The 24,430-nt window shown below is 62.7% G+C and carries 18 protein-coding genes and 1 pseudogene; 11 read left to right on the plus strand and 8 right to left on the minus strand.

Annotated features, from left to right (window positions below):
- From CTR53_RS19010 to CTR53_RS19040, 7 genes and pseudogenes are all read left to right on the plus strand, one after another.
- Positions 1-201: pseudogene (locus CTR53_RS19010) on the plus strand (MBL fold metallo-hydrolase); the annotation flags it as partial.
- A gap of 169 nt (positions 202-370) precedes the next feature.
- On the plus strand, positions 371-1,381 hold the full coding sequence (gene dctP / locus CTR53_RS19015) for a TRAP transporter substrate-binding protein DctP (RefSeq protein ID WP_290817251.1): 1,011 nt from the start codon (positions 371-373) through the stop codon (positions 1,379-1,381).
- Between the two features lie 10 nt (positions 1,382-1,391).
- Positions 1,392-1,910 (plus strand): TRAP transporter small permease, encoded by a 519-nt coding sequence (locus CTR53_RS19020; protein WP_290817254.1) that lies wholly within the window; start codon positions 1,392-1,394, stop codon positions 1,908-1,910.
- Positions 1,907-3,217, plus strand: a complete 1,311-nt coding sequence (locus tag CTR53_RS19025; RefSeq protein ID WP_290817257.1) for a TRAP transporter large permease — start codon at positions 1,907-1,909, stop codon at positions 3,215-3,217. Before CTR53_RS19020 ends, CTR53_RS19025 begins: the two co-directional genes overlap by 4 nt.
- A gap of 16 nt (positions 3,218-3,233) precedes the next feature.
- Entirely contained in the window at positions 3,234-4,466 is a 1,233-nt protein-coding gene (locus tag CTR53_RS19030; protein WP_290817259.1) for an MFS transporter, read from the plus strand.
- Positions 4,463-5,989, plus strand: a complete 1,527-nt coding sequence (locus CTR53_RS19035; protein ID WP_290817262.1) for a class I adenylate-forming enzyme family protein — start codon at positions 4,463-4,465, stop codon at positions 5,987-5,989. The genes CTR53_RS19030 and CTR53_RS19035 overlap by 4 nt, the downstream gene beginning before the upstream one ends.
- A gap of 52 nt (positions 5,990-6,041) precedes the next feature.
- Positions 6,042-6,719, plus strand: a complete 678-nt coding sequence (locus CTR53_RS19040) for a hypothetical protein (RefSeq protein ID WP_290817264.1) — start codon at positions 6,042-6,044, stop codon at positions 6,717-6,719.
- A gap of 4 nt (positions 6,720-6,723) precedes the next feature.
- Here CTR53_RS19040 and CTR53_RS19045 read toward each other — a convergent pair whose 3' ends face one another.
- Complete coding sequence (locus CTR53_RS19045; protein ID WP_290817267.1) at positions 6,724-7,485, minus strand: SDR family oxidoreductase; 762 nt, start codon at positions 7,483-7,485, stop codon at positions 6,724-6,726.
- A 97-nt stretch (positions 7,486-7,582) separates the two neighbouring features.
- On the opposite strand from CTR53_RS19045, the gene CTR53_RS19050 reads away from it, so the two are divergent.
- Both CTR53_RS19050 and CTR53_RS19055 read left to right on the plus strand, forming a co-directional pair.
- A complete protein-coding gene (locus tag CTR53_RS19050; protein WP_290817269.1) occupies positions 7,583-8,230 on the plus strand; it encodes a DsbA family oxidoreductase in 648 nt (215 codons plus the stop codon).
- A 2-nt stretch (positions 8,231-8,232) separates the two neighbouring features.
- Complete coding sequence (locus CTR53_RS19055) at positions 8,233-8,631, plus strand: PAS domain-containing protein (protein WP_290817271.1); 399 nt, start codon at positions 8,233-8,235, stop codon at positions 8,629-8,631.
- A gap of 6 nt (positions 8,632-8,637) precedes the next feature.
- Here CTR53_RS19055 and mfd read toward each other — a convergent pair whose 3' ends face one another.
- Entirely contained in the window at positions 8,638-12,183 is a 3,546-nt protein-coding gene (gene mfd, locus CTR53_RS19060; RefSeq protein ID WP_290817273.1) for a transcription-repair coupling factor, read from the minus strand.
- Between the two features lie 4 nt (positions 12,184-12,187).
- Positions 12,188-12,454 (minus strand): succinate dehydrogenase assembly factor 2, encoded by a 267-nt coding sequence (locus CTR53_RS19065; protein WP_290817275.1) that lies wholly within the window; start codon positions 12,452-12,454, stop codon positions 12,188-12,190.
- A 96-nt stretch (positions 12,455-12,550) separates the two neighbouring features.
- Here CTR53_RS19065 and recG point away from each other — a divergent pair, with 96 nt between their 5' ends.
- Positions 12,551-14,680 carry an ATP-dependent DNA helicase RecG gene (gene recG / locus CTR53_RS19070; protein WP_290817278.1) on the plus strand — a complete coding sequence of 710 codons (2,130 nt, stop codon included), beginning with the start codon at positions 12,551-12,553 and terminating at the stop codon, positions 14,678-14,680.
- 10 nt (positions 14,681-14,690) lie between these two features.
- On the opposite strand, the gene CTR53_RS19075 is transcribed toward recG, so the two are convergent.
- Positions 14,691-16,148 carry a caspase family protein gene (locus CTR53_RS19075; protein ID WP_290817280.1) on the minus strand — a complete coding sequence of 486 codons (1,458 nt, stop codon included), beginning with the start codon at positions 16,146-16,148 and terminating at the stop codon, positions 14,691-14,693.
- Positions 16,149-16,462: 314 nt separating this feature from the next.
- Between CTR53_RS19075 and CTR53_RS19080 the strand changes: the two genes are divergently transcribed.
- Positions 16,463-18,604: a DUF6600 domain-containing protein gene (locus CTR53_RS19080; protein WP_290817282.1), complete on the plus strand. Its 2,142-nt coding sequence runs from the start codon at positions 16,463-16,465 to the stop codon at positions 18,602-18,604.
- A gap of 21 nt (positions 18,605-18,625) precedes the next feature.
- On the opposite strand, the gene CTR53_RS19085 is transcribed toward CTR53_RS19080, so the two are convergent.
- The 4 genes from CTR53_RS19085 to CTR53_RS19100 all read right to left on the minus strand — a co-directional run bounded on the left by CTR53_RS19085 (position 18,626) and on the right by CTR53_RS19100 (position 24,418).
- Positions 18,626-20,626: an acetyl/propionyl/methylcrotonyl-CoA carboxylase subunit alpha gene (locus CTR53_RS19085; protein WP_290817284.1), complete on the minus strand. Its 2,001-nt coding sequence runs from the start codon at positions 20,624-20,626 to the stop codon at positions 18,626-18,628.
- Positions 20,627-20,637: 11 nt separating this feature from the next.
- A complete protein-coding gene (locus CTR53_RS19090; RefSeq protein ID WP_290817287.1) occupies positions 20,638-22,170 on the minus strand; it encodes an acyl-CoA carboxylase subunit beta in 1,533 nt (510 codons plus the stop codon).
- A gap of 195 nt (positions 22,171-22,365) precedes the next feature.
- Entirely contained in the window at positions 22,366-23,601 is a 1,236-nt protein-coding gene (locus CTR53_RS19095; protein WP_290817290.1) for a pentapeptide repeat-containing protein, read from the minus strand.
- Between the two features lie 115 nt (positions 23,602-23,716).
- Positions 23,717-24,418, minus strand: coding sequence for an ATP12 family chaperone protein (locus CTR53_RS19100; protein WP_290817293.1), 702 nt, complete (start codon positions 24,416-24,418; stop codon positions 23,717-23,719).
- Positions 24,419-24,430: the final 12 nt, after the last annotated feature.

Consider the following 24,430-nt stretch of genomic DNA (forward strand, 5'->3'; position numbering starts at 1 on the left):
GGCAAGGTGGCCGGCCAGGCGCATGCCGCCTGCCTGATCCTGAATCATTTCGTGCCGGTCGATTTCGATTCTGCCGCACTGATGGCAGAAGTCCGCGCCGACTATGCCGGCCCGGTGCTGATCGGTGAGGATCTAATGGAGTTTGATGCCGCCACCAGGATTGTCAGCCATGGCGATGCAAGGGTGGCTCTGTCATTGTAGCCGTTTCCTCGGATTCGGTTCCGGCGGGCCGGCCCAAATTCCGTTATTCACCTGCCTGAGACGCTGAGTGCATTGCAAAAAACTCCGTCCACCGAGATTTCTTGTTGGGCCCGGACGGTTCTATTAGTATGACCATCCAACAAATACATAAACAACGGAGGAAACAATCATGACCCGACATATGCATCGACTTGCCGGTGCCGCCATGCTGGCGGCAGCTGGATTGTTCGCAGCTGGCACTGCCACCGCGGCCGATATCACGCTGAAGGCCTCACACCAGTTCCCGGGCGGCAAAGGCGACGTGCGCGACGAAATGGTGCAGATGATCGCCCGTGAGGTGGCCAAGGCCAATGTCGGGATCGACGTCAAAGTGTATCCGGGCGCCAGCCTCGTGAAGGCCACTGAACAGTGGAATGCCATGCTCAAGGGGCAGATCGACATCACGTCCTTCCCGCTTGACTACGCCTCCGGCCAGCATGCCCAGTTCGGCGCCACCCTGATGCCGGGCCTGGTCAAGAACCATGACCATGCCAAGCGCATGAACTCCTCGCCCTTCATGCAGGACATCAAGAAAATCATCAATGATGCCGGTGTCGTGGTACTGGCCGACGCATGGCTTGCCGGTGCATTCGGTTCAAAGAAGGGCTGCATTCTCGAGCCCAATGATGCCAAAGGTCTGAAGGTGCGTTCGGCGGGCGCGACATTTGCCGAAATGTGGGCCGGCGCCGGGGCTTCGATCGTGTCGATCCCCTCGAACGAAGTGTACAACGCGCTGCAGACTGGCGTCGCCGACGCCACAGACACCTCCTCGGGCAGCTTCGTGTCCTTCCGCCTCTATGAGCAGGTCGCCTGCCTGACTGCCCCGGGCGACAACGCCCTGTGGTTCATGTACGAGCCGGTGCTGATGTCGAAGCGCAGCTTCGACAAGCTGAACGATGCCCAGAAGAAGGCCATCATGGCTGCGTCGAAAAAGGCCGAAGATTATTTCGCAGCCGAATCCAAGAAGCTGGACGATGAACTTGTGGCCGCCTTCAAGAAGGCCAACGTCAAGGTCGTGACCATGACCGAAGAGCAGGCTGCAAAGTGGCGCGAAGTGGCGAACAGCAGTTCGTATCGCACCTTTGCCGACAAGGTGCCGAACGGCAAGGCGCTGATCGTCAAGGCCCTGCAGGTGCGTTGAGTCTATTCAAATGAATCGCTTCGTATCCCTGGTACGAATGCTGTCGCGAGTCAGCGGGGCGGTTGCCGTCCTGCTGACTCTGCTCAGCATCGGGATTGTTTGCCAGATGATCTTCCAGCGCGCCGTCCTGGAGCAATCGACGATCTGGCAGACGGAATTCGTCATCTTCGCGCTGATAGCAGCCACCTTCGTTGGTGCGCCATATGTTCTGCTGACTCGCGGCCACGTGAATGTAGATCTTCTGCCATTGATGGCTGGGCACAGAACGCGTGTGGCAATGGCCTTGGTCTCGTCAGTCCTGGCCCTCGCATTCTGCGCGACTCTGTTCTGGAGCTCGATCTTCTGGTGGCATGACGCTTATGTCACCGACAGGCTGACTAGCTCGATGTGGCGCGCCCGCGTCTGGATTCCCTATCTGTCCCTGCCGGTCGGCATGGGATTGCTCTGCCTGCAGTACATCGCCGACATCTGGGCCATTGCCACAGGTCGCGATATGCCGTTCGGCCTCAAGCCCGAGGACCGCCCGTGAATGAACTTCATCTCGGCGCACTGATCTGCGTCGTCGCTCTTGCAGTCCTCGCTACCGGCATTCCGATTGCGTTCGGCCTTGGCATCGTCTCGCTGTTTTTCCTGATCACACTGGAAGGCTGGGGAAGCATCGACTTCCTCGCCGATACCATCTTTGCCGGCCTGGACGACTTCACCCTCGTTTCGATCCCGATGTTTGTGATCATGGGAGCTGCCGTTGCCTCGTCCCGGGCAGGTGCCGACCTTTATGAAGTCCTGAATCGGTGGCTCAATCGCGTCCCCGGTTCGCTGGTGATTTCGAATATCGGTGCCTGCGCACTCTTCGCCGCCCTGACAGGCTCATCGCCGGCCACCTGCGCCGCTATCGGCAAGATGGGTATTCCGGAAATGCGAAAGCGCGGCTATTCCGCCGATCTGGCGACCGGCGCGATTGCCGCCGGCGGCACGCTGGGCATCCTGATTCCGCCCAGCGTGACGATGATCCTCTACGGCATTGCTTCCGAAACCTCGATCGGCAAACTGTTTTTGGCCGGCGTGCTACCCGGCCTGCTGCTAACTGGCCTGTTCATGGCCTGGGCTCTGTTCATCAGCTGGTACCGCGGCGAGAAGCTGGCTGATTTCGGCCGGCGCTATTCGCTGGCGGAAAAGCTGGAATTGCTGCCCCGCGTCATCCCCTTCGTGCTGGTGATCGCCGGCGTCGTCTACTCGCTCTATGGCGGCATTGCGACGCCGTCCGAGGCCGCAGGCGTGGGCGCCATGCTGTGCCTGCTGATGGTGGTCGTGATCTATCGCGTCTGGCATCTGCATCAGCTCTGGGAAATCCTTCGCGACGGCATGCGCGAATCCGGCATGCTGCTGATGATCATCGGCACGTCGATCCTGTTCAGCTATATGATGTCCAGCCTCTTCGTTACGCAGTCGATCGCGCAGTGGATTGCGGCTCTGGAGGTGAATCGCTGGATTCTGATGCTGTTCGTCAACTTATTGCTGCTTGTGGCCGGTTGCTTCCTGCCGCCGGCCGCCATCATCCTGATGACCACGCCGATCCTGGCTCCGATCATTGCCAATGCGGGTTTCGACCCGATCTGGTTCGGCGTCATCCTGACCATCAACATGGAACTGGGGTTGATCACGCCGCCTGTCGGCCTGAACCTTTTCGTCATCAACGGTATCGCGCCGGACGTTCGGTTGCCCGTCATCCTGAAGGGTGCCATTCCGTTCATGCTCTGCATGGTCCTGGCCATCTTCCTGCTCTGCCTTTTCCCTGGCATTGCCACCTGGTTGCCTGACACGATGATGGGAAAATGATTCTCCTGGTGCCCTGATGCCCGTTGCCTGGCGCATTCTGTTCTGCGCCTGCCTCAGCTATACGATCAGCCAGTTCTACCGGTCGGCAAACGCCGTCATCGGGCCGGATCTGATGGTCGAACTGGCCCTGACGCCCGAGGATCTCGGTATCCTCACGGGAGCATTCTTCCTCACCTTCTCCGTGAGTCAGCTCCCTGTCGGTATCGCGCTCGACCGCTGGGGGCCGCGCCGCACCATCATCGCCACATTAGTGATCGCCCTGATCGGTGCGCTGGCTTTCGCCTTCGGCCGCAACCTCACCGAACTGACGCTTGCCCGCATCGTGCTGGGCTTCGGCTGTGCCGCACTGTTGACCGGCCCGATGGTACTGTTCTCGCGCTGGTTTCCGCCTGATCGCTTCGCCACCATGTCCAGCATCCTGATCGCAGTCGGCAATATCGGCGTCATCGCCTCGACCGCGCCGCTGGCATGGCTCGCAGAAGCCTATGGCTGGCGTGCCGCCTTCTTCATCACGGCAGCACTCACCGTCTGTCTGATCGCGCTGTCATACTGGGGCCTTGAGGATCATCCTGATCCGGCCAAGGCACGCAGTGGCGCAAATGAATCACTGGCCGAAACACTGCGCGGCATCGGTGCGGTGATCCGTCATCCTGCCTTCCCCAACCTCTTCGTCATCATCGCCTCGGCCTACGCCACCTTCATCACCATTATCGGCCTGTGGGGTGGCCCTTACCTGCATGATGTGCATGGCATGGATGCGGCAGCGCGCGGCAATGTGCTGATCTTCATGGCGGTAGGTGCAGCAGCCGGCTACTTCATCTGGGGCCCGCTCGACCGGGTGTTCAACACGCGGAAATGGCTGCTCGCAGTCGGGTTGGGCAGCCAGCTTTGTTGCCTGCTGGCGATCATCCTGGTGCCGGGTCTCGGCATTGTCGTGATCACAGCGCTGTTCTGCTTCATGGGCCTGATGAACGGCTGCATTGTCATGATCTTCGCCCATGCGCGTTCGGTCTTCCCGGCCGCGCTGATCGGCCGCGGCATCACGACGCTGAATATCGGCACCATGGGCGGTGGCGCCTTCCAGCAGTTCTTCACCGGTTGGCTGATGGGCCGCATGGTACCGAAAGGCACCGTGCCAACCGAACTGGATTATCGCATCATCTTCGGCGTGCAGTTCGCCATCCTGCTCACCGCGCTGCTGTTCTATCTGCGCACGCCCGATGCCAAACCGCACCAGACCGCATCATGACCGAGACAGTTCCTTTCCGCTTCAATCTTGCCCGTTATTGCCTGGCTGAGAACGCCCGGCTGCAGCCAGACAAGACGGCAATGATCCTGGTCGGCGCCGATGCTGAAGTCCGCATGAGCTTCGCCGAGGCCGACCTTGCCGTGCGCCGGCTGGCGGCCGGACTGCAGAGTCTGGGGCTGCCGCCGCAGAGCCGCATCATGATCCGCATGGCCAATGATGCGGATTACGCCCTCACCTATTTCGCCACCATGGCGGCCGGTTATGTCGCGCTGCCGTCCAGCGCGCAGCTGACGGCGAACGAGGCTGCCTATCTGCTGGAGAATTCCGGCGCCGCTGCTGTGGCTGCCAGTGCCGAACTTGCCGCCGACCTGAGCCTCCCGTCTGGCGTGCTGTTGCTCGATCCAATGAGGCTGCAGCAGCTCAAGCAGTTCGAGCCGCTGCCGGATTTTGCCGATACCGCCGCCGATGATCCGGCCTATCTGGTCTATACCTCGGGCACCACCGGCCGGCCGAAGGGCGTACTGCATGCCCATCGCGCCGCCTGGGGCCGTCGTCCGATGCATCAGGGCTGGCTGGGCCTGCGCGACAGCGACGTGATGCTGCATGCCGGCGCTTTCAACTGGACCTATACGCTGGGTGTCGGTCTGGTCGATCCCTGGGCGGTCGGCGCCACGACGGTGCTGTATAACGGCCCGCGCGATATCAATGTCTGGCCGCAACTGCTGGCGCGGCATCGCGCCACGATTTTCGCCGCCGTACCGACACTGTATCGCCAGATCCTGAAATACTGCGATCTCGACGCTTACGACCTCACTGCCCTGCGACACGGTGCGACGGCCGGCGAAGCACTGCCGCCGGCGCTGCTGCAGGAATGGCAAGACCGCACCGGCAAGCCAATGTATGAAGCACTCGGCATGTCGGAAATCTCGACCTACATCTCCACCGGCCCCGGCATGACGATCAAGCCGGGCAGCCCCGGTCGCCCGCAGCCCGGCCGTCGTATCGCCATTCTGTCACCGGACAGCGACGACGCCACGCCGCTGTCGCAAGACGAAATTGGGCTGCTGGCAGTGCATCGCAGCGACCCGTCGATGATGCTCGGTTACTGGCATCGCCCCGAGGAAGAAGCGCTGGTGTATCGTGGCGACTGGTTCTGCGGCGGCGATCTCGCCAGCTTGGATGCCGATGGCTATGTCTGGCACCATGGCCGCAATGACGACGTGATGAATGCCATGGGCTATCGCGTCTCACCGGTGGAGGTGGAGATGGCTTTGGCAGATCATCCCGCGATTGCCGAAGTGGCGGTCACCGAAATCAAGGTCCGCGCCGATGTTTCGGTGGTGGCGGCCTTCATCGTATTGCGCGAAGGCATGACGACCGATCCGGCCGAGCTTGACCGCTTCGCCGAAGGTCGTCTGGCGGGCTACAAATGCCCCCGTGAATGGCGCTTCGTTCCCGGCCTGCCGCGTACTGCCAATGGTAAGGTACAGCGCAAGAAACTGGCGGAAACCAGCCTGAAATAATGTGGCACGCGCTTTGCGACTGTCCCCTCAAGAGCAATCTATGGGGTCAGTCATGAATGCCTTAGCCACCGCATCCTCCAAAGCCGTTTTCGGCGACCTGATGACTGCACACCAGACCGTCGCCAGCAATACGCCGGCCAAACTGGCCGCAACGAAATTCGCGGATTACCTTGAAGAAAAGCAGTCGGCCAACCGCCTGCCCAGCGTATCGCCCGGCCAGCATCCGAGCCCCGAACTGCTGGGCAAGGTGCTGTTCGGCAATGCCTGGGATGCCGATACCAAGACCATCCGGCTCGACAAAATTGCCGCCGACATCCAGAAGCTCACGGCAGAATTTGCCGGGCAGTTCAGACAGGCGCTGGCGAACCGTGGCATCGACCCGAATATCCCGGCCGAGCTGAGCGTCGGCGGCGATGGCCGCATCATCGTCGACAACGGACATCCGCAGGCCGCCGAGATCAGCAAGCTGTTCGCGGCCGATCCGCAACTGGCCCAGGCCTATCGCGATGTCGCCACCCAGAACGATCACCTCACCCTGATGCAGGCCGGCGCCGCCTATGTGAAGGACTGGAATGCCGCCAAGACTGATGGCGAACGCACTGCGCTGTGGAACCGCTACAGCACGCTGATGGACAAGATGATCAGCATGTTCAGCGGCCGCATGACATTCGCTCCCAATACCGTGGTTGCCGAAAGCCAGCAGATGCTGCGCCGGATGGATCTGTCCTGATCGGTCAGGTGACCGACAGCCCGTCGTCGGCTGCGATAATCGCGCCGTTGATGAAACGCGCCTCGCCTGAAGCCAGGAGCAGCACCAGCCCGTCCAGATCCTTCACGTCACCGATACGCCGACGCGGCAACATCTCGATCAGTTTCTTGCCGCCCGGCGTCGCCCAGTAGTCGCGATTGATCTCGGTTTCAATATAGCCGGGGCAGATCGCCGAGGTGTTGATGCCGTAGCGCGCCCATTCCAGCGCCATCGCCTTGGTCATATGCACCACGGCCGCCTTCGACATGCAGTAGACCGATAGCTGCCCCAGCACCCGCATGCCGGCAACCGAGGCGATGTTGATGATCCGGCCTTCGGCCTTGCGGTCGATCATGTCCCGCGCCGCCGCCTGAGCGACAAAGAAGGCGCCCTTGGTATTGGTGTTCATGTTGAAATCGTAATCGTCAGGCGTGACGTCAACGATGCGGCCCTGCTTGCTGACGCCGGAGTTGTTGATGAGGATATCGGTGCCGCCGAGTTTCTGCCGGATTTCGGCAAAAGCCGCCTGGATATTGTCATAGTCATTCACATCCAGCTTCACGGTGATTGCCGTCCCGCCCGCGGCGCTAATCCGGTCGGCCAGTGATTTCAGCCGGTCGGTCCGGCGGGCCGCGAGGGCGACGCTCGCCCCGGCAGCGCTCAGGATTTCGGCGAACCGTTCACCCAGGCCGCTGCTGGCCCCGGTCACCACCGCCACCTTGCCCTTCAGATTGATCCCGGCGCCCATCAAATCCTCCCTGATTTTCCAATAGTTGAATGCTGGGCGGGCTGTTGCGTTCGGTCAAGGGCTGGCCGGATCGCCTGGGCTGCGCTACCGTTACGGCATGCGCATCGAAATCGTCTCCGACGTCATCTGCCCCTGGTGTTTCATCGGCAAGCGCCGCCTCGAACAGGCTATGGGTCAACGCCCCCAGATTCAGTTCGAGATCGGCTGGCGGCCGTTTCAGCTCAACCCCGACATGCCGCGCGAGGGGGCCGATCGGAAGAGCTATCTCGAGGCCAAATTCGGCGGACCGGAGCGTGCCCAGCAGATTTACGCCCGTGTCACGGCAGAAGGGGCTAAGGAAGGCATTCCCTTCAATTTCAACGGCATCAAGCGCACGCCCAACACGCTGGCCGCCCATAGCGTGCTGCGCTGGGCCCTGAATGCCGGAGTACAGAGCGAGCTGAAAGAGCGCCTGTTCAATTTCTATTTCATCCAGGGCCGCGATATCGGCAATCACGAAGTGCTGGCCGATGCGGCTGCGCTCGAAGGCATGGATGGCGCATTGGTGAAACAGCTGCTGGATGAAGGTCGCGATGCCGATGTCGTTCAGTCGGAAGACATGACGGCGCGCGAACTCGGCATCACCGGCGTGCCCTTCTTCATCTTCGAAGGCAAATACGGTGTCTCCGGTGCACAGCCGCCAGAGGCATTGCTGCAGGTGATCGATAAGATCACTGCCGAACCGGTGACCGCCGACGAGGCCTGATCGTGGTGCTGCCCCGCCCCCAGAGCACGATACCGCTTGGGCAGCCCAGCATCGAATTTATTACAGACGCCAGCCGCATCAGGGATGCCGATGTCAGGCAGTTCCTGGAATTGTGGTGGACGGCCCATATCGGTGGCCACGCGCCGGACAAGTCCTTTCTCGATCCGCTGCGCCTGCGATTCCTGCTCGGTTCGCTGTCGCTGCTCGAGGTCGAACCCGATCCGCCGCATTTCCGCTACCGGCTGGTCGGCACCGATATCGTGCAGCGGCTGGGCCGTGACCTGGCCGGNNTGCTGGAAGTGGTGGCCGTGCCCCTGCTCGGACCCGATGGCGAAGTGGCCTACGTCGGCTCGGGCCAGAACTTTCCGCCCGGCAAAACCGAGCCGTCCGGCCACGCCTGAGCGGTATCAGGCTTTCCTGACGATCCGCGTTTTCGCCTTGGTGGCGATCTCCGCCAGCCGCAGCGACGCATGCAGCACGCCCTTCAGGCGATCCTGCGGCTCCGGCCAGTCGCGGATCAGCACCACCTTGTGATCGGGCCGCAGTTTTGCGCCCCGTTCCGACTGGATGAACAGCACCAGACCTGCCGGATCGGCAAAAGTGTTGTCGCGGAAGGTGAGCGTCGCGCCCTTCGGACCAGCTTCGATCTTCAGGATATTCGCTTCCAGGCAGAATTTCTTGATCGCCACAATGTCGAGCAGATGATGGACTTCCTCAGGCAGCGGCCCGAAGCGGTCGATCAGCTCGGCAGCAAAGGCATCGATATCGGCGCGGTTCTCCAGATCGGCGACGCGACGATAGAGCTGCATGCGCAGATTCAGGTCGGCGATGTAGCTGTCCGGGATCAGCACTGCCGTACCGATCTGGATCTGCGGCGACCACTTCTCGCTCAGCGCGCTGGCATCGCCGCGTGCCGCAGAGCGCGCCGCCGCAATCGCCTCCTGCAGCATCTCCTGATAAAGTTCAAAACCGACTTCGCGGATATGGCCGGACTGTTCCTCACCCAGCAGATTACCAGAGCCGCGCAGATCGAGATCATGCGAAGCCAGACTGAATCCCGCGCCCAAGGTATCCAGACTCTGCAGCACATGCAGGCGCTGCTCTGCCGAAGTGCTCAGCAGGCGGCCGGGCTGGTAAGTGAAATAGGAATAGGCACGCAGCTTGGAGCGCCCGACGCGACCGCGTAGCTGATACATCTGCGCCAGGCCGAACAGATCGGCGCGATAGACCACCAGCGTATTGGCCGAGGGGATGTCGAGGCCGCTTTCCACGATATTGGTCGCCACCAGCACATCATAGCGTCGGTCGTAGAAGGCGTTCATCACGTCGTCCAGATCCGTTGGCGCCATCTGGCCATGCGCCACCACGGCTTTCAGTTCCGGCACATCGTCGCGGATGAAAGCCATCACGGTATCGAGATATTCGATGCGCGGGCAGACGAAGAAGCTCTGGCCACCACGGAAATGCTCGCGCAGCAGCGCCTCGCGGATTACCACGCCGTCGAAGGGCGTGACGAAAGTGCGCACTGCCAGACGGTCGACCGGTGGCGTGGCGATCAGGCTGAGCTCGCGCACGCCCGACAAGGCCAGCTGTAGCGTGCGCGGGATCGGCGTCGCCGACATGGTCAGCACATGGACTTCAGCTTTGAGCTGCTTCAGCCGTTCCTTGTGCTTGACACCGAAATGCTGCTCTTCGTCGATAATCAGCAGACCGAGCCGCTTGAACTCGATACTCTTCGACAGCACGGCATGCGTGCCGATCACAATGTCGACCGTACCGTCGCTCAGGCCCGCCTTGGTGTCCTTGGCTGACTTGGCCGTCACCATGCGCGACAGTTGTTCGATACGCAGCGGCAGGCCGCGGAAACGCTCGAAGAAGGTGCGGTAGTGCTGGCGGCAAAGCAATGTGGTGGGGCAGACCAGGACGACCTGCTGACCCGACATGGCAGCCGCAAAAGCAGCACGCAATGCCACTTCGGTCTTGCCGAAACCGACATCGCCGCAGATCAGGCGATCCATCGGTTTGCCGCTGGACAGGTCGTCCAGTGTTTCGTTGATGGCGCGTTCCTGGTCTTCAGTCTCGTCGTAAGCGAAGCGGGCGCAGAATTCTTCGTACAGGCCTTCCTGCGGAATGACCCGCTCACCCTGCCGCAACTCCCGCTCGGCCGCGATCTTCATCAGCTCGCCGGCCATATCCTTCAGGCGCTTCTTCATGCGCGCCTTACGGTTCTGCCAGCCGACACCTCCGAGCTTGTCGAGCGTTACTTCGGCTTCCGGCGAACCGTAGCGCGACAGCATCTCGATATTCTCGACCGGCAGATACAGCCGGTCGCCGCCTTCGTAATGCAGCAGCAGGCAGTCGTGCGGCGCGCCGGCCACATCCAGTGTCACCAGATCCTTGTACTGGCCGATGCCGTGGTCGATATGCACGACATAGTCGCCCGGCTGCAGCGCGCTGGCCTGGGCGATGAAATTCTCGGCCCGACGCTTCTTCTGGCGCGGCCGTACCAGACGGTCGCCGAGGATATCCTGCTCGGCCACCACACAGAGGTCGGCAGCTTCGAAACCATGCTCGATCGGCAGCACGGCAATCGCCGGCGTCGCCTTGGGCAGAGTCTCGATCTGGCTTGCGACTTCAATGGCCTGCGGCATCGGCAAACCATGGTCTTTCAGCACCAGGGCGAGACGCTCGCGTGCACCGGCCGAGAAAGTGGCGAATAGAACTCGCCGCCCTTGCGCGATCTGCTTCGCAACATGGCCGCCCAGCGCGTCGTAGACGCTGACGACCGAAGCCTTTTTCTCGGCCACTTGCGCCGCCTGGGTACGTTCGGGCGCAAAATCGCGACCCGGCCGGGCCGCCAGATCGACCACCTTCACATCCGGGCCACCCACGGCTTCAAATGGGAATAGCGAGCCAACCGGGAATTTCTCCAGTCGCGCGGTCCATTCGCCGGCGGTCAGATACAGCCGGTCCGGCGGCAGCGGCTTGTAAGGCGAACCGCCCTCTTCCAGCCCGCGCTTCATCGCCGACTTGCGCGCATCGTAATGATCGGCAATCGCCTTGAACCGCTCGTCGACAGCGTCGCCGGTCAAGTGATCCAGCGTCACTGCTGCTTGCGGCAGATAGTCGAAAACCGTTGCCAGCCGTTCGAAGAACAGCGGCAGCCAGTGTTCCATGCCGATCTGGCGCCGGCCGGCCGACACCGCCTCGTAGAGCGGGTCTTCCTTGGTGACCGTGCCGAAGAGTTCGCGATAGCCGCTGCGGAAGCGTGCGATCGACTCTTCGTCCATCGGAACTTCGCTCATCGCGGTGAGCGAAAGCTCCGCCACCGCATCGATGGTGCGCTGGGTAGCGGGATCGAAGCGACGGATGTTCTCGACCTCATCGCCAAAGAAATCCAGCCGATACGGCGCCTCGGTGCCGGGCGGGAACAGGTCAACCAGGCCGCCGCGTACAGCATATTCGCCCGGCTCGTTCACCGTGGAGACACGGCTGTAGCCGTTGCGGCCGAGATACCCGATCAGGGTTTCCGGTTTGACGCGGCCGCCCTTCGCGGCATTGAAGCCGGTGCCCTTGAACCAATCCGGCTGCGGCAGGCGCTGCAGGGCCGCATTCACCGTGGTCAGCAGCAGCCAGGGTACATCCGGCCGCTCGCCCGACAGGCGGTTGAGCGTATCCATGCGCCGGGCGGCGATCTCGGCATTGGGCGAGACACGGTCGTAGGGCTGACAGTCCCAGGCCGGCAGCGTGAGAACCGGCAGATCGGGCCCGAAGAACCTGAGCGCGGCTTCCAGCGTGGCCATACGGGCGTCATCGCGGCAGATATGCAGCACGCCGCGGCCCTTCTGCCGCTGCGCCAGCGCCGTCAGCAGGCGCGCATCCTGCCCTTCCGGGCTGCCGGCCAATGCCCAGCGGCCCGGCCGGGTCAGGATATCCGGCAGCACAAAAGTCATTAGATCAGAAGGGCAGCTTGTAGGACTTGAGAAGTTTCATCACCCCGGTATCGAGATGCGGCGGCACCGGATCGCGTCCAATCGCCCAGGCATAGATCTGCGGATCGTCGTAATTCTCCAGCAGTGCCTCATACTGGTCGAGTTCGACCTCGGTGAAAGTCTGCAGATGCCGCCGGGCAAAGCTGCCGAGCAGGATGTCGACCTCTTTCATGCCGGTATAGAGGCTGCGATGCAGCAGGCGCTTGCGGCGGATTTCGATATCCTCGGCCATGGGGCGACAGTCCTTGGGGGTGTTTCCAGAACGTGGGCAGGATATAGTACGTGAAGTGCCAGATTCTCAAGAATCCCAAGGAATTTTTCCCACCTCATGCGTCCGGAATCGCTGTTTACCGCCTTCGCGCCGATCACCAGCCTGAAAGGCTGCGGCCCCAAGCTCGCCCCGCTGGTGGAAAAGCTGGTCGGCGGCGGCCGCGTGCTGGACCTGTGGTGGCATCTGCCCAGCGGCCTGATCGACCGGCGCTACCGCCCGGCAGTGGCCGAGGCCGAGCCCGGTCGCATCGCTACGCTGCAGGTCACAGTGGACCGGCATCTGCCGCCGCGCAACAACCGCATGCCCTACAAGGTGCAGTGCCATGACGGCAGCGGCCGGCTGACGCTGGTCTTCTTCAACGGCCGCGAAGACTTCCTCCGGAAGAGTTTGCCCGAAGGGGAAACGCGTGCCGTCAGCGGCATGATCGAACTGTTCGACGGCCAGGTGCAGATGACGCACCCGGATCGCATGGGCACGCTGGAAGAGATCGAGCAGATGGCGGCCGTCGAACCGATCTATCCGCTCACTGCCGGCGTGGCGCCGCGGACTCTGGGCAAGATCATCGAGGGCGCCCTGACGCGGGCGACCGATCTGCCCGAATGGCTCGACCCGGCGTATCAGCAGCGCGAAGGCTGGCCGGCCTGGCGCGACGCGCTGCTGGCCGCGCACCGGCCCGAGGGCATGGCGGACCTGGAAAAAGATACGCCGGCCCGACAGCGGCTCGCCTTTGACGAACTGCTGTCGAACCAGCTGGCGCTGCTGCTGGTGCGGCGGCGACTGAAACGCCAGACCGGACGCGTGTTGACGGGCGACGGGCGGCTGCGGGACGCGCTGGAAAAGCTGCTGCCCTGGCCGCTGACCAATGCCCAGCGTCAGGCCAATGCCGAAATCGCCGGAGACATGGCGAGCGAACGCCGTATGCTGCGCCTCCTTCAGGGCGATGTCGGCAGTGGCAAGACTATGGTGGCGCTGAATGCCCTGCTGCTCTGTGTGGAAGATGGCGCGCAGGGTGCGTTGATGGCGCCGACCGAAATCCTCGCCCGCCAGCATGCCGAAACACTGGAACCTTACTGCGCTAAACTTGGTGTGAAGATTGCACTGCTGACCGGCCGCGACAAGGGCAAGGCACGCGCAGCATTGTTGCAACGGCTGGCCGATGGCGAAGTGAATATCCTGATCGGTACACATGCCCTGTTCCAGGACGATGTGGTGTTCAAGGATCTGGCACTGGCGGTGATCGACGAGCAGCATCGCTTCGGCGTCAGCCAGCGGCTCGGTCTGGCCGCCAAGGGCCAGCGCGACCCCATTTCTTCAGAGAGAGGGGGCGGTGTCGATATCCTGGTGATGACGGCAACCCCAATCCCGCGCACGCTCTCGCTCACCGCCTATGGCGACATGGATGTCTCAAAGCTGACCGAGAAGCCGCCAGGCCGCAGTCCGGTCGACACGCGCACCGTGGCATCGGACCGCTATCTCGACGTGGTCGCCGCCGTGACGCGCAAGATCCAGTCCGGCGAGCAGGTCTACTGGGTCTGCCCGCTGGTGGAGGAAAACGAACAGCTCGATCTGGCCGCCGCAGCTGAGCGCCATTCGGCCCTCAGGCTGGCGCTGGAACCGGAACTGGGCGACGGCAGCATCGGGCTGGTGCATGGCAAGATGACACCGTCCGAAAAAGACGCCGCGATGGAGGCCTTCTCCGCCGGTCGCTCAAAACTGCTGGTGGCCACCACGGTGATCGAGGTCGGCGTCGATGTGCCGAATGCGACCCTGATCGTGATCGAACATGCCGAACGCTTCGGTCTGGCCCAATTGCACCAGCTGCGCGGCCGGGTCGGGCGCGGCGGCAAACCCGGCGCCTGCCTCCTCGTCTACAGCGGACCGCTGGGTGAGACGGCGAAATCCCGTCTGAAGATCATCCGCGAAACCGATGACGGCTTCCTGATTGCCGAGGAAGACCTGCGCCTGCGCGGTGCGGGCGAAGTGCTGGGCACGCGCCAGAGCGGCCTGCCGGACTTCCGCGTCGCCGATCTGGCAGCCCATGCCGACCTGCTGGTAGCGGCGCGCGACGACGCGCGGCTGATTCTCGAACGCGACCCGAAACTGGCCAGCGAACGCGGCAAGGCCTTGCTGACGCTGCTCTATCTGTTCGAGCGCGACGCCGCCATCCAGTATCTGCAATCCGGCTAAACAGCGCCCATCAAGGCATGCCGCGCGATTGATCGCTGGTATCCTTCGGCCGCATAGACGCGGCTGCCACCGGCAGGAACTCCTTTACCGTGTAGCCACCGGCCTGCTGCTGCACGGCGTATCTCACATAAATCGAGAAAGGCTGCAGGCCACCGGTGTAAATATTCCGGGGGAAAGGATAGCTCCCGTGCAGTACGAACACGGCCTCAATATCTCCGGTATCTGTAACCGAAACCGGATCGTAGTAGTTCACCACGTTGACCCTCAGAGGATAACTCGTCATCACCTGGATATGGCTGGCATAGAACCATTTGTTTTCGGGATCGTCGAAATGCGTCCGCACAGCCTGCTCGATCGCTTTCCAGTTTGACTTCATCTCGACGCCGGGCGCCTGCCTGTTCACGGTCGATACCGGTGCCGAGGACAGCGATGCAGTCTGCACCGGTGCGGTGGCAGTGGTGATTTTCGCCTGCGCCGTCTGGCTATCCTTGGCAGCTTCGGCTTCGCGCCGCTGCGCCTGCAACAAAGCCTCACGCGCCGCCTTATCGGCGGCGTCTCGGGCGACGCGGGAAATCTCCGTCTCCCGCACCGACGTCAATATGTTAATGCGGCTTTGCGCCAAGCTGGCATAGAAGCCCTGCGGAAAATTCTTCAGATATGTTTCATAGTCTGCCGGGTTGCCACTGTCCTTCACCGCCGACCAGAAAGTTGCGTCGGCGGCGCTGACAACCGGAGCAACAGCTTGAGGGCGAAAAATAAAGTCACCGATAACCGATGATGACTCCCAGGGGGTCTGCTTGCCGGACGATTTCGTCACCACTTCCGCGCGGGCGTATTTGAATGTCTGCTCCAGCGGCAGATTGGCCATCTTCAGCGCATTGACCAACTCGCCGGTATAAAGCCCGTTGGTGCCCTGCCCGTCTGCTGCCACGGAACCGGGCGCAGTGGCATAGGCGATCAGCGTGCCACGCGGCGCACTGATGGCGGCAAGGCCATTGGTACTGGAACGGAAACTGCGTTCGAATGGATTGTTGCGGCAGGCATCGAGGATGACGATGTTGAACCGATTTTTCGCCACCGCCATGCGGGCAAGGACGTAGTTCACATCCATCGCCTCAACTTCGACTTCTTCTTCGGTGCCCACCTGAGCCTGAACCGGAATCAGGTAGTTGACCCCACGCACTTGCATGCCGTGGCCTGAAAAATAAAACAGTCCTACTGCATCCTGATTCAGCTTCCTGCCAAATTCGAGCGCGGCCCGTTGCATTCGGGTCCGGTCGGCATTTTCAAGCAGGGTTACATCGAAATCGAGTTCTCGCAGGACGGAGGCCATGGCGCGGGCGTCGTTGACTGGGTTCCGCAACGGTGCATCGGCATAAGCGCTATTGCCAATAATGAGGGCCACGCGTTTCTCTACGGCCGACACGGTCGGCGCGATTAAGAAAATGACCAGGAATGCGCCGATCACGCACCCCCTGATTTTGAGGTATCGCCCCCAAACGCCCGCCATTACCGGAATCCCCCCCTTGTAAAGAAAGTATACCTTAAGTTGTACAACCAGTAAAGAAGGGCTGAATTCCCTGACGCGGCAGGACCTCGGCATCCGGTTCCCCGTTTTTCCAAACTCGGATACCGGCTGTCGTGGGCACAATCCGCGACCGAAGGATCACAGCCGTTTGCCGGAATTCTGGACGGTTTTCGACACAAAGCCGCCATGACTGCCGCGTGGAATCTGGATGCGGACCGCCCTCATGAGTCGGCGGTCGCTTCCCAGGAGCAAGCATGTCCATGCATCGAGGGTTCAAGGTCGTAGCGACAGCCGCGCGGCGGACTCTTGCCGTCTGTGCGACTTCCGCGCTGATCACCAGCACGACGTTCACCCCGCTCGCCTCCGTCTTTGCGCAAACGCCACAGACCGCCCAGAACCAGACGAGTCAGGGCGACGCCGCCAAGCCGTGGCCGGGCCCGCCGATCACGGCGCAGAATTCCGCTGGCGATCCGCCGGCGCGCGTCGGGCGCATCGCCAGGATGAATGGCACAGTGTCATTTCACACCACCGACGAAGACCAGTGGGGCCCGGCGAAACTCAATTATCCGCTGACCTCGGGCAACGCGCTGTGGACAGAGCCAAATGCCCGCGCCGAACTGCAGATCGGCAGCGGCAACCGCCTGGTCATGGACAGCAAGACCGAACTGAATGTCATCGCGCTGGACGACACCCGCTTTGAAGCCGGCCTGCCGCAGGGCACCGCCTATCTGAATGTCGATGACGTCGCCCCCGGTGAGAGCTATACGCTGCAGACCCCACGCGGCAGCGTTCAGATCACCGAACCCGGCCGCTATGTGATCGCCGCCGGCGACGACGACACGCCAACCACTGTCACGGCGCTCGATGGCGGCAAGGCACAGTTGAGCGGTCGCAACCTGAACCAGGCTGTACCTGCCGGCCAGCAGGCCGCACTCACGGGCCCGCTGGACGGCGATGAACCGGTCAAGCCCAGTCTCGCCCCTGCAGCCCCGCAAAGCACTTTCGTACAGTCGGTACTGGCCGACGAGAAGGCACCGCAGACGGCTGCAGCTCCCGCGTCGGCTGCACCGCCGGCCGCACCTGCAGCCACAACACAGACCCCTCGCCCTCCGGCACCGGCCGCCGTGCCGGCGCAGGTACAGGGCATGACGGGTGCGCAGGACCTCTCGTCTTACGGTTCATGGTCGACCGCGCCTGACTATGGCGCCGTCTGGTATCCACCGGTGGAAACCGGCTGGGTGCCCTATCGTCACGGCCATTGGGCTTATGTGCCGCCCTGGGGTTGGACCTGGGTGGCCGACGAACCCTGGGGCTTCGCGCCCTTCCACTATGGCCGCTGGGTCATGGTGCGCGACCGCTGGGCCTGGAGTCCGGGCGTGGTGGTGACGGTCCGTCGCCCGCATCACCATCATCACTACAGGCCGGTTTATGCGCCGGCACTGGTCGCCTTCTTCGGTACTGGCAGCGGCGTCTCGATCAGCATTACGGCCGGCAATGTCGGCTGGGTGCCGCTGGGCTGGCATGAAGCCTACTATCCGCCCTACCGCGTCAGCCGCACCTATATCCGCAATGTCAACGTCACTCATGTCACCAACATCACGAAAGTGACGAACGTGACAAATGTCAACAATGTCACCGTCAACCGCTTTGTGAACCGGAACAGCGCCACTGTTGTCTCGGCGGATGCAATGCGTCGTTCGGAACCGGTACAACGTGCAGTCCAGCGCCCCGACCGCCAGCAGATTGAGTCTGCGCGGATTGACCGTCGCGCCCGCATCGAACCCACTGCCATGACGGCCGGCATGTCGCCGAAGACGGCGGAACGGATGGGCATCCGGAGCAACGACAGCCGCGGCTCAGAACGCCGCGACGCGCCGGGCCCGCAGATCCGCCAGACCGAACGGCGCGCGACAGACCTGAAGCCGGTCGAGACGCGTCAGGTCGATGCACGTCGGACGGAGCCGCAGTCGCGCAACCGGCAACAGGCGCAACCCCGCCAGGAACAGGCCAGACCGGAGCAACCCCGGCAGGAGATGCAGCAGCGCGCCGCGCGTGAGCAGCAGCGCGCCGCGCGTGAGCAGCAGCGGCAGCCGGCTGAACGCCAGCAGAATGTACAGGATCGCCAGCGTCAGGAGTTGCAACGTCAGGACAATATGCGTCAGCAACGCGAGAACCAGGAACGCCAGACACAGGATCATCGCCGCCAGCAGCAGGAGCTGCAGCGCCAGACTCAGCAGCGCCAGCAGCAGGATGTCCAACGGCAGCATGGAGACCAGCAGCAGCGCGAAGCCCAGCGTCGTCAGAAGGAGGCGCAGCCGCAAAGCCGTCCGCAGGACGTCCGGCGCCAGCAGCAGGACGCCGACGACCAGCGGCGGCAACGCCGCGAGCAGAACTAGGTCAGGTGATGCGGAGGTCGATCAGGCGAATTCGAGAATGACCTGATCGACGGCGAGGCTGTCGCCCTTCTTGGCATTGACCTTCTTCACCGTGCCGTCGCGCTCGGCGCGCAGCACGTTTTCCATCTTCATCGCCTCGACCACGGCCAATGCCTGACCGGCCTTGACCGGTTCGCCTTCGGCCACGGCAATTGACACCACCAGACCCGGCATCGGGCAGAGCAGATACTTCGACATATCCGGCGGCAGCTTCTCGGGCATCAGCCGCGCCAGTTCGGCGGCGCGCGGCGTGCGGACTGCGATATCCAGTTCAGCACCGCCATGCACGACGCGAACGCCATCCGGCCGCGCCGAAATGCGGGCCACGACCGGCGCACCGTTCACCGTCCCACGGAAGAAAGGCTCGCCCGGTTTCCAGCCGCTGCGCACCTTCAGCGCCTTACCCTTCCCTACCCTGACATCGCAACCGCCCTCGGCATCCGACACCGTCAGCTTGTAGTCCTGCTTGTTCAGGGTTGCGATCCAGTCGGCGCCCGGCTGCCATTCCGGCAGACCCAGCTTGCCGCCCAGATGACGTGCCCGCAGCTCATTGCGGATATGGATCAGGGTTGCGACGGCCAGTGCGCTGTTCTGCCGGTCCTCCGGCAGCACGGTACCGCCATAGCCGTTGGGCCATTCCTCGGCGATGAAATTGGTCGAGATATCACCTGAGCGGAAGCGCGGATGATCCAGCACGGCCGAGAGGAAATTGACGTTATGGCCGATACCGGCGATCCAGGTCTCGTCCAGCGCCGCCGACAGCGTCTCGATCGCCTCGGCGCGGTCCTTGCCGTAGGAACACAGCTTGGAGATCATCGGATCGTAGAACATGCTGATCTCGCTGCCCTCGACCACGCCGGTGTCGTTGCGGATCACCTTCGACTCTTCGGCCGTGCGCCAACGCGCCAGGCGGCCGGTGCTGGGCAGGAAGCCGCGTAGCGGATCTTCCGCATAGATGCGCACTTCGACAGCCCAGCCGTTCAGCTTCACGTCGTCCTGGCTGATCGTTAGCTTCTCGTTCGCCGCGACACGGATCATCTGTTCGACCAGGTCGATACCGGTGATCAGTTCAGTGACCGGGTGCTCCACCTGCAGGCGGGTGTTCATTTCCAGGAAGTAGAAACTGCGATCCGGGCCGACGATGAACTCCACCGTGCCAGCGCTGTCGTAATTCACCGTCTTCGCCAGCGCGACAGCCTGCTCGCCCATCGCCTTGCGGGTCTTCTCGTCCAGGAACGAGCTGGGCGCTTCTTCGACAACCTTCTGATGGCGACGCTGGATCGAGCATTCGCGTTCGCCCAGATAGATCACATTGCCATGCTTGTCGCCCAGCACCTGGATTTCGATATGGCGCGGCTGCTCGATATACTTCTCGATGAAGACGCGATCATCGCCGAACGAATTCTTCGCCTCGTTGGTGGCGGACGAAAAGCCCTGCGCCACTTCGTCGGCTGAGCGCGCGATGCGCATGCCCTTGCCGCCGCCGCCGGCCGAGGCCTTGATCATCACCGGGAAGCCGATCTCGGTGGCGATCTTCACGGCTTCTTCGGTGCCGCCAATGGCGCCTAGATACCCCGGCACGGTGCTGACGCCGGCCTGCTTGGCGAGTTTCTTGGACTCGATCTTGTCGCCCATGGCGAAGATCGCCTCGGGGTTCGGCCCGATGAAAGCGATGCCTGCCTCTTTCAGCGCGGCAGCGAATTTGCGGTTCTCCGACAGGAATCCGTACCCCGGATGTACCGCCTGCGCGCCCGTCTTTTTGCAGGCGGCGACGATCTTCTCGATCACGAGATAGCTTTCGGCTGCCGCCGGCGGGCCGATATGTACGGCCTCGTCGGCCATCCGCATATGCAGTGCGCCATCATCGGCATCGGAATAGACCGCCACGGTCTTGATACCCAGCTTGCGGCAGGTCTTGATCACGCGGCAGGCGATTTCACCGCGATTGGCGATCAGGATCTTGTCGAACAATTTATTGGCCATGATCTCTGATCTCACAACGGAATGTTGTCGTGCTTCTTCCAGGGATTCTCCAGCTTCTTGTCGCGCAGCATGGCGAGCGAGCGGGCAATCCGGAAGCGCGTATTGTGCGGCATGATCACATCGTCGATGAAACCGCGATGGCCGGCCACGAACGGATTGGCGAACTTCTGGCGGTATTCCTCGGTGCGCGCGGCGATCTTCTCGGCGTCGCCGATCTCGCCGCGGAAGATGATTTCCACTGCGCCCTTCGGCCCCATTACGGCGATTTCGGCCGAGGGCCAGGCGTAGTTGACGTCGCCGCGCAGATGTTTGGATGCCATCACGTCATAAGCGCCGCCATAGGCCTTGCGCGTAATGACGGTGACCTTCGGCGTGGTGGCTTCGGCATAGGCGAACAGCAGCTTGGCGCCATGCTTGATAATGCCGCCGTATTCCTGCGCGGTGCCAGGCAGGAAGCCGGGCACGTCGACGAAGGTGACGATCGGGATGTCGTAGCAGTCGCAGAAGCGCACGAAGCGCGCACCCTTGCGGCTTGAATCGATATCGAGACAGCCGGCTAGCACCATCGGCTGGTTGGCGACGATGCCCACCGTCTGGCCGCCGATGCGGGCAAAGCCGGTCAGGATGTTCTTGGCATAATTCGGCTGGATCTCGAAGAAGTCGCCCTCGTCGACCACCTTCTCGATCAGCTCCTTCATGTCATAGGGCTTGTTCGGATTGGGCGGCACCAGCGTATCGAGCGAGGCTTCCTGGCGGTTGACCGGATCCCAGGTCTCGCGCACCGGCGGCTTTTCGCGATTGTTCAGCGGCAGGAAATCGAACAGGCGGCGGGTCTGCGCCAGCGCCTCGACGTCGTTCTCGAAGGCATTGTCGGCGACCGAAGACTTCGTCGTATGCGTGATGGCACCGCCAAGCTGTTCCTGCGTCACCACTTCCTGCGTCACTGTCTTCACCACGTCAGGCCCGGTGACGAACATGTAGCTGCTGTCCTTCACCATGAAGATGAAGTCGGTCATCGCCGGCGAATAGACCGCACCGCCGGCGCAGGGCCCCATGATCACCGAAATCTGCGGCACCACGCCCGAAGCCAGCACGTTGCGCTGGAAAACTTCGGCATAGCCGGCAAGGCTGTCGACGCCTTCCTGGATGCGCGCACCGCCGGAATCGTTCAGGCCAATGACCGGCGCGCCCGCCTTCATCGCCGTGTCCATGATCTTGCAGATCTTGCCGGCATGGCTGGCCGAGAGCGAGCCGCCGAACACCGTGAAATCCTGGCTGAAGACGAAGGTCGGGCGGCCATGGATGGTGCCATAACCGGTGACGACGCCATCGCCGGCCACCTTCTGGCTCTCCATGCCGAAATCGGTGCAGTCATGCTCGACGAACATGTCCCACTCCTCGAAGGAGCCGGGATCGAGCAGGAGTTCCAGCCTTTCGCGCGCTGTCAGCTTGCCCTTGGCATGCTGCGCCTCGACGCGTTTGGCACCGCCGCCCTGACGGGCCTGGGTGCGCTTTTCTTCCAACTGGCGGATGATGTCCTGCATGCAACTCCCCACTGCAAGGCTTTACGCCAAGTGCCTATTCTGGCGCTTATGACGCGCCGATGACATGACCGTGACCTAAGGCCTTAGCATATCGCGCGACAGGGGCAAATAGTCTGGGGTGCAGTGCAAAATACCAGCGATAAGCGGAGTTTATCGAGGCTGATATATGAGTTGGGCGCCCAGCACCCGCAGATGTCAGACCTGTCGCTGCGGAAGCCGGGCTTCCGACAGGTCAGCGCCCTCCAACAGGGCACGCGACATGTCGGCTTCATCCAGCCATGCCTGCCTCAGCTTGGCACCGCGCAGATCGGCACTGCGCAACACGCTGCGCATCAGATTGACCGGGAAAGCGCGGTCTAGACTCACTGTCAGCGGGCCGAGATCGGCATCGCGCAGGTCGGCACGCACCAGCATCGCGCCGCTCAGATTGGCGCCACGCAGATCGGCACCGGAAAGATTGCAGTCGCGCAGATCGGCTTCCGCCAGCTTGGCACCCTGCAGCGATGCGCGCGCCAGATCCAGCCCCTGCAGGATGACGCCGTCCATGCTGGCACCGGTGAGCACAATGCCCGGCCGGGCACCGATATGCCGCAGGTCGAGACGGCTGAAATCGAACAACCGCCCCTGGCGGCCACCGGTCTCCACCCACATGCGATACAGGCGGAAGGCCTCCTCGATCGGCACGCCTAGTTCGGCCAGCGGCCGGCCGCGCGGCTTGTCGTCCAGCACGCCCTGCGTATCCGTACCGGCCATCATGGCGTTTTCGAGCTTCACGCCCACCAGCACCGCGCCGCGCAGGCGCGCATCCTTGAGATTGGCACCGCTGAGATCGGCACCCGACAGATTGGCGCCATCCAGCTTTGCAGACGTGAGATTGGCGCGCGTCAACACGCAATTGACCAGCACGGCATCGGTGAAATCGGTGCGGCCAGCGGCAACACCGGTCATGTTGGCGCCGGTGAGATCGGCGGCCACCAGACGCGCACCGCCGAGATCGACGGCATCGTGATCCGGCTTCTTCAGCCGCATGTTGCCGCTGGTGTCGCGTTCAGCGATCACGCCGTCGCGCATGTCGGCGTCCTGCAGCCGCGCACCGGTGAGGTCCGCGCCACGCAAGGACGCACCGCGCAGGTCGGCGCGATCGAGCCGCGCACCATGCAGCACGGCACCGCGCAGATCGGCGCCATACAGCACCGCACTGCTCAGGTTCGTATCGGAGAAGTTGGCGGATTGCAGATTGCAGCCGGTGAAGTCGGCGCCCGACAGATCAGCGCCTGCCATCGTCAGATGCGAGAGATCGCGAAACTGAAAGATCGCCCGTTTACCGCCAGGCAACCGCTGGCGGTATTTCTCATGGTCGGCGATGGTGGCCAGCAATTCGCCATACCCCACCTTCGGCCGCTGACGTTTGGTGATATCTGTACCTGCCATGTCGGACCCCCTGGCCGACACTGAAACCCTGTAATCGGCCAATTATAGCAAGCCGACTCGCATTAGGGTAGCACAGGCTAAGCTTCGAATCAGTCCGTAGCCAGTGACAGTATCGTTAGCGACGGGCGGGGAGCAGCGCCAAAAAACGGGCAGCTGCCTGCAGGTCGGCCAGCAACCCGGTACGGCGGGCGACGGCTTCAGCATCCTCCCCCCAGCGCTCGGCCTGGTGCATCTCGTCCAGCAGGGCCACCCGATGGGCGCCATCGGCGTCCAGACGGCCATCCAGAAGGGCCAGACCGATCACGACCGACCCCGAGTTGGTGGTGGCGCCGTGCAGCGCCGTCAGCCGCCAGGCGTCCAGCCCGGCGCAGACCCTTTCCAGCCGCGGCTTCAGCTCGGTGGGTTGTGCCACCGCGATGATGCCCGAGGTAACGTTCATCTGAACGTCATACCGGTCGCGGAACCAGTCGAGCAGCGGCTGCCATTCCGCCGCCTGCCGCTCAGCCAGAGTAGCCGGCTCGTCGGCACGGTAGGATAACAGGTCGGTCTCGCCGTAACGCACCAAGTCGTTGCTGGCAAAACTGGCATCAACCATCACGCGGTCAATTGCCGTTGCGGCAAGCTGCATCAGCGGCATCGACTGCGGCCGGATCTCGTCCTGCTGGGCCTGCCATTCGCCGGCAATCGCCTCGGCCAGCGCCAGCGTCGGCAGGTGCATCTCGGCCTTGGCAGGCGTTTTCAGCACCCGGCCATCGAGGCGGACGATGGCGCCGCCCTCGGCCTGCTCCGCCGTGGCGAGCTTGTAGAAACGTTTCATGACGCCGGCTTA

Source organism: Ferrovibrio sp. (assembly GCF_002796975.1).
GTDB lineage: Bacteria > Pseudomonadota > Alphaproteobacteria > Ferrovibrionales > Ferrovibrionaceae > Ferrovibrio.